Source organism: Klebsiella sp. 28 (assembly GCF_018223905.1).
GTDB classification, from domain to species: Bacteria; Pseudomonadota; Gammaproteobacteria; order Enterobacterales; family Enterobacteriaceae; genus Klebsiella; species Klebsiella pneumoniae.
On sequence record NZ_JAGRQY010000288.1, the window covers coordinates 1 to 5,375 of the forward strand.

Annotated in this window: 7 protein-coding genes and 1 pseudogene; 6 read left to right on the plus strand and 2 right to left on the minus strand. The window is 56.8% G+C overall.

Going from position 1 to position 5,375, the window contains the following annotated elements; translation table 11 throughout:
* Positions 1-1,179 (minus strand): aspartate:alanine antiporter (locus KHQ28_RS28370; protein WP_211777789.1); only part of this gene is annotated, 1,179 nt, incomplete at its 3' end.
* Between the two features lie 266 nt (positions 1,180-1,445).
* On the opposite strand from KHQ28_RS28370, the gene ybjM reads away from it, so the two are divergent.
* Positions 1,446-1,829: an inner membrane protein YbjM gene (ybjM, locus tag KHQ28_RS28375; protein WP_002896351.1), complete on the plus strand. Its 384-nt coding sequence runs from the start codon at positions 1,446-1,448 to the stop codon at positions 1,827-1,829.
* A 6-nt stretch (positions 1,830-1,835) separates the two neighbouring features.
* Here ybjM and KHQ28_RS28380 read toward each other — a convergent pair whose 3' ends face one another.
* Positions 1,836-2,099: a GrxA family glutaredoxin gene (locus KHQ28_RS28380; protein WP_002896352.1), complete on the minus strand. Its 264-nt coding sequence runs from the start codon at positions 2,097-2,099 to the stop codon at positions 1,836-1,838.
* Positions 2,100-2,301: 202 nt separating this feature from the next.
* Here KHQ28_RS28380 and KHQ28_RS28385 point away from each other — a divergent pair, with 202 nt between their 5' ends.
* From KHQ28_RS28385 to KHQ28_RS28405, 5 genes and pseudogenes are all read left to right on the plus strand, one after another.
* Positions 2,302-2,589: a YbjC family protein gene (locus tag KHQ28_RS28385; protein WP_004179132.1), complete on the plus strand. Its 288-nt coding sequence runs from the start codon at positions 2,302-2,304 to the stop codon at positions 2,587-2,589.
* On the plus strand, positions 2,573-3,295 hold the full coding sequence (gene nfsA / locus KHQ28_RS28390; protein ID WP_032419148.1) for a nitroreductase NfsA: 723 nt from the start codon (positions 2,573-2,575) through the stop codon (positions 3,293-3,295). The genes KHQ28_RS28385 and nfsA overlap by 17 nt, the downstream gene beginning before the upstream one ends.
* A 114-nt stretch (positions 3,296-3,409) precedes the next feature.
* The gene (gene rimK / locus KHQ28_RS28395; protein ID WP_002896363.1) at positions 3,410-4,312 is read left to right on the plus strand and encodes a 30S ribosomal protein S6--L-glutamate ligase; all 903 of its coding nucleotides are present in this window, start codon (positions 3,410-3,412) and stop codon (positions 4,310-4,312) included.
* 88 nt (positions 4,313-4,400) lie between these two features.
* Entirely contained in the window at positions 4,401-4,883 is a 483-nt protein-coding gene (locus KHQ28_RS28400; protein WP_211777790.1) for a YbjN domain-containing protein, read from the plus strand.
* Between the two features lie 269 nt (positions 4,884-5,152).
* Positions 5,153-5,375 (plus strand): annotated as a pseudogene (locus tag KHQ28_RS28405) (spermidine/putrescine ABC transporter substrate-binding protein PotF); the annotation flags it as partial.

Here is a 5,375-nt window from a genome sequence, read left to right on the forward strand (position 1 = left end):
GCCAACGATAAAGAAGGCGCAGAAGGCCAGCAGATCGGTCACCTGGCTGTGAATGGAGATAAAGCCGATGCGGTCGGCCACGGTTTTTACGCGGCGGGCGTCGCCGCTGACCTGCAGCACGTCGCCTTTGTTCAGTACGACGTTATCGTCGATAGGCATCTCGATCTGGCTGCGAATAACCCGGTTTAAGAAGCAGCCGTGGTCGGTAAGCTTGAGCTGCGCCAGGCGGCGGCCGACGGCGTTGTGGTTTTTGACCACTATCTCTTCAGTGACGATGCGCATGTCGAGCAGATCGCGGTCGAACACCTCTTTACCGTTGCGGAAGCTCGGGTCGAGGCGGGCGTGGGCGTCCGGGTAACCCACCAGCGCAATATCGTCACCCATCTGCAGCACCGCGTCGCCGTCCGGGTTGGCCAGAATGCCGTTGCGACGAATGCGTTCAATATAGCAGCCGGTCTGGCGGTAAATACCCAGTTCGCGCAGATTTTTGCCATCCGCCCAGGCCACCAGCTCCGGGCCGACGCGGTAGGCGCGGATCACCGGCAGGTAGACTTTACGTTTGGAATCGGTATCGAGGCCGCGCTCGCGGGCGATTTGCTGGGCGCTGGTCTGCAGATCCTGATGCTGCAGCTTGGGCATATAGCGGGCGCCGACGATCAGGCTCACCAGACCAACCAGATAGGTCAGGGCATAGCCGAGGCTCAGATGGTCAAGCGACTGCGCCAGCTGATCGCTGGGCAGGCCGAAATGGCGCAGGGTGTCGCCCGCGCCCACCAGCACCGGGGTGGAGGTCATGGCGCCTGCCAGCATACCGGCGGTGAGCCCGATATCCCAGCCGAACACTTTACCCAGCGCCATGGCGATCAGCATCGCGCTGCCGACCATCACCAGCGCCAGCATCAGGTAGTTTTTCCCGTCGCGGAAAAAAATAGAAAAAAAGTTGGGCCCGGCTTCTACGCCAACGCAAAAAATAAACAGCATAAAGCCGAGATTAAGGGCATCGGTGTTAATCGCGAAATGCTGCTGGCCTAATAATAGAGAAACGACTAAAACGCCAATGGAATTACCAAGTTGTACTGAGCCGAGACGCAGTTTTCCCAGGCATAGTCCTAATGCAAGTACAACGAATAATAACAGGATGTAATTCCCGTTTAACAAATCTGCGACGTTTATATTCACGAAAGCCAACTTCTCATTTACTAGTAAGTTGTTGAAGGAAATGGTTATTTGGTCTAAGGTTGCTCAGGCGTTCGCGTTGTCGCGAACCTATTCTGGCACCCTGTTATAACCAGCAAAAATATACCGCTAGTTTAATCCTTCCTGGATGCGGCGGCTAGTGACAATCGTTTTTAGGCTGGTAGGGGAGTTATTGGCATGGATTGCCGAAATGCTTTATCTGACTGGGCGACGTGGACGTGAGTTAGAGGCAACATCAGGAGGATACGGTGAAATCTGAGCGTAGTTGGGCCGGCATTATCTGTGGCTTCGTTCTGTTCATTGTGGTGTGCTTATCGTTGTTGTTACATATGAAAGGGGCATTTCGCGCCAGCGGCAACCCGGAGCTGGGCCTGCTCTTCTTTTTGCTGCCAGGGGCGGCGGCGAGCTGTCTCTCTCCCGGACGGCGGGTGCTGCGTCCTTTGCTCGGCGCGATACTGGCGGCTCCGGTCTGCATGGTGACGATGCGGCTGTTCTTCGTGACCCACCGGACGTTCTGGCAGGAGATGGCGTGGGTGTTGAGCGCCGTGTTCTGGTGCGCGCTTGGGGCATTGTGCTTTTTGTTTATCTGCGCCTGGCTTGATACCTGGCGCAGTCATTCATCGAGCAAATAAATTGACTCAGGCAAACAGGCCGAGATTCTCTTTTGCCCAGGCTTCAAAATCGGTGCAGCCGCCGATGTGTTTCTGGTCGACGAAAATCTGCGGCACGGTTTCAACCGGTTTGCCAACGGTTTTTTCCAGGTCAGCTTTGCTGATGCCTTCGGCATGAATATCCACGTAGCGGTAGTTGAAATCATCACGCTCGTTGGTCAGTTTTTCTGCCAGTTCTTTAGCGCGAACGCAGTAAGGGCAGCCTGGACGACCAAAAATAACGGTAAACATTGCTTCTCTCCTTAAACCTCAGCCGGATGGCGAATGGCGCTTATGATGCCTGCAACGGGCGGGGAGGGAAAGAAGGTTCTGCCTTTTACTTCGATGGTTTACGGCTATGTTTGATAAATGTCGGACTGTCAAAACCCGTATACTGGCCCGACGGCGCGGTGGAATTGGCTGGCGCGCCGCGTTTATCAACCGGAGAGGCGTGATGCGAAAATTTGCCCCATTGCCGAAAAGCATTCTGCTGGTTGAGATCCTCGGGATGGGGCTGTTAACCCTCGCCTGGCTCTCCCTTAACCAGTATGTCCAGCTGCCTGCGCCCATTGCCAGCCCGACCGCGGCGCTGGTGATGCTCTTTGCCGGGATCGTGCTGATGATCCCCGCCGCCCTCGTCGTGATGTGGCGGATGGCGCAGATCGTGGCCCCGCAGTTAACGCACTCTCCAAAGCCTGAATCCTTGTCTGACAGAGAAAAACGTAATGACGCCGACCATTGAGCTGCTGCGCAGCCACCGTTCCATCCGCCACTTCACCGATGCCCCCGTGAGCGACGAACAGCGCGCAGAGATTATCGCCAGCGCGCAAGCGGCATCTACCTCGAGTTTTTTACAGTGCACCTCCATCATCCGTATTACTGACCCGGCCCTGCGTGAACGTTTGGTCCCGCTGACCGGCGGCCAGCAGCACGTCGCCCAGGCAGCGGAGTTTTGGGTCTTCTGCGCCGACTTTAATCGCCACCTGCAGATCTGCCCACAGGCGCAGCTGGGGCTGGCGGAACAGCTGCTGATCGGCGTTGTCGATACGGCGCTGCTGGCGCAAAACGCGTTGACCGCCGCCGAGTCCCTCGGACTAGGGGGCGTCTATATCGGCGGGTTGCGCAACAGCATTGAGGCCGTCACAGAGCTGCTGGAGCTGCCGCAGCACGTCCTGCCGCTGTTCGGTCTTTGCCTTGGCTGGCCGGCGGATAACCCGGATATCAAGCCGCGGATGCCGGCGGCCATGCTGGTGCATGAGAACCGCTATCAGCCGCTTGATAACGCGCTGCTGGCGGAGTATGACGAACAGCTGGCGCACTATTATCTGTCGTGCGGCAGCAACGCCCGCCGCGATACCTGGAGCGACCATATCCGGCGCACTATCGTGAAAGAGAGTCGTCCGTTTATTCTTGACTATCTGCATAAGCAGGGGTGGGCAACGCGCTGATTACGTGTACACTGCTGCTCCGGCCAGGTGATATCCGCCGCCGGCCGCAGGAAAGGTGAAAGTGTGTTCGATAGCTGAGGCCCGCCAGAGCGGGTCTTTTCGCAGAGGTGCAGGATGAAAATTGCCATATTATCCCGGGATGGAACGCTTTATTCATGTCGGCGCCTGCGCGAAGCAGCGCAACAGCGCGGTCATCAGATCGAGATCCTCGATCCGCTTTCCTGTTATATGAACGTCAGCCCGGTGGCCTCGTCGATCCACTACAAAGGGCGTCAGCTGCCGCACTTTGATGCGGTGATCCCGCGCATTGGCTCGGCGATCACCTACTATGGCACCGCGGCCCTGCGCCAGTTTGAGCTCCTGGGAAGCTATCCGCTGAATGAGTCGGTCGCTATTACCCGCGCTCGCGATAAGCTGCGCTCGCTGCAGCTGCTGGCGCGCCAGGGCATCGATCTGCCATTGACCGGCATCGCTCACTCCCCGGATGACACCAGCGATCTGATCGCCATGGTGGGCGGCGCGCCGCTGGTGGTGAAGCTGGTGGAAGGCACCCAGGGGATCGGCGTGGTGCTGGCGGAGACCCGCCAGGCGGCGGAGAGCGTGATCGACGCCTTTCGCGGACTGAACGCTCATATTCTGGTGCAGGAATACATTGCCGAAGCGAAAGGGTGCGATATCCGCTGCCTGGTGGTCGGCAATGAGGTGGTGGCGGCGATCGAGCGGCGGGCGAAAGAGGGGGATTTCCGCTCTAACCTGCACCGCGGCGGCATGGCCACGGTGGCGCAGATTAGCGACGAGGAGCGGGCCATTGCCATCAAGGCAACGCAAACTCTCGGGCTGGACGCCGCCGGTGTCGATATTTTACGCGCCGCCCGCGGGCCGCTGGTGATGGAGGTGAATGCCTCGCCGGGGCTGGAAGGGGTGGAAACCACCACCGGCGTGGATGTCGCCGGCAAGATGATCGCCTGGATCGAGCGCCAGGCGACGCCGGAATTCTGTTTGAAAATAGGCGGCTAACCGCCGGATGCAAGACGGCCATGGTATGCGGCGCTTTTTTTGCGTAAGCTATGGCGTCGTTTTTCCACTGTAAGAGGTCACAGGCACTATGGATTCACTGGTCGTTCCAGGTCTGGATACGCTACGTCGCTGGCTGGACGAAATCGGCATCAGCTTTTTTGAGTGCGATTCCTGTCAGGCATTGCACCTGCCGCATATGCAGAATTTCGACGGTATTTTTGATGCCAAAATTGACCTGGTGGACAACGTGGTGCTCTTTTCCGCCCTGGCGGAGGTGAAGCCGTCTGCCCTGCTGGCGCTGTCGGCGGATCTCTCGGCCATCAACGCCAGCTCGTTAACCGTGAAGGCGTTTATCGACATTCAGGACGATAATTTGCCCAAGCTGGTGGTTTGCCAGTCGCTGTCTATCGGCCCAGGGGTGACCATGGAGCAGTTCGCCTGGTTCTTCCGCCAAAGCGAAGAGCAGATCTCGATGGTAATCCTCGAAGCCGGCGCAAATCAGCTGCTGTACAAAGGCNNCCGCAGCGGCTGCGTATTACCCGCTTTTATTCTGCATTTAACCTTTCTTTAAAGCATTATTCACCGCCATTCAGGCCGTTTTGGCTTATCACGTAGACCGTTATTGCATAAAAATTTGATAAAAGGCGTTTTTTTACCTGGGCTATAGCCTCTTATTCTGGCTACAGTTATTCTGGCGATGCTTCCAGTTGCGAGCAACCACTCCGGGAGAGATCCGCTCTCCTTTTCTCAGGCAATGAAAAAATATGCATGATTTTTGCATGCGTAGAAATGCGTATATTTGAGCCCGTAAGTTAACGGGCGTTGAGAAGGAAAAGAGATATGACCGCCTTTGGTAAAAAATGGTTAACAGGTCTGGTTACGGGTGCGCTGATGGCCGTCTCTGCCGGTTCGCTCGCCGCCGAACAAAAAACCCTGCATGTTTATAACTGGTCTGATTATATCGCGCCGGACACGGTAGCGAATTTCGAAAAAGAGACCGGGATTAAAGTGGTGTATGACGTTTTTGATTCCAACGAAGTGCTGGAAGGCAAATTAATGGCGG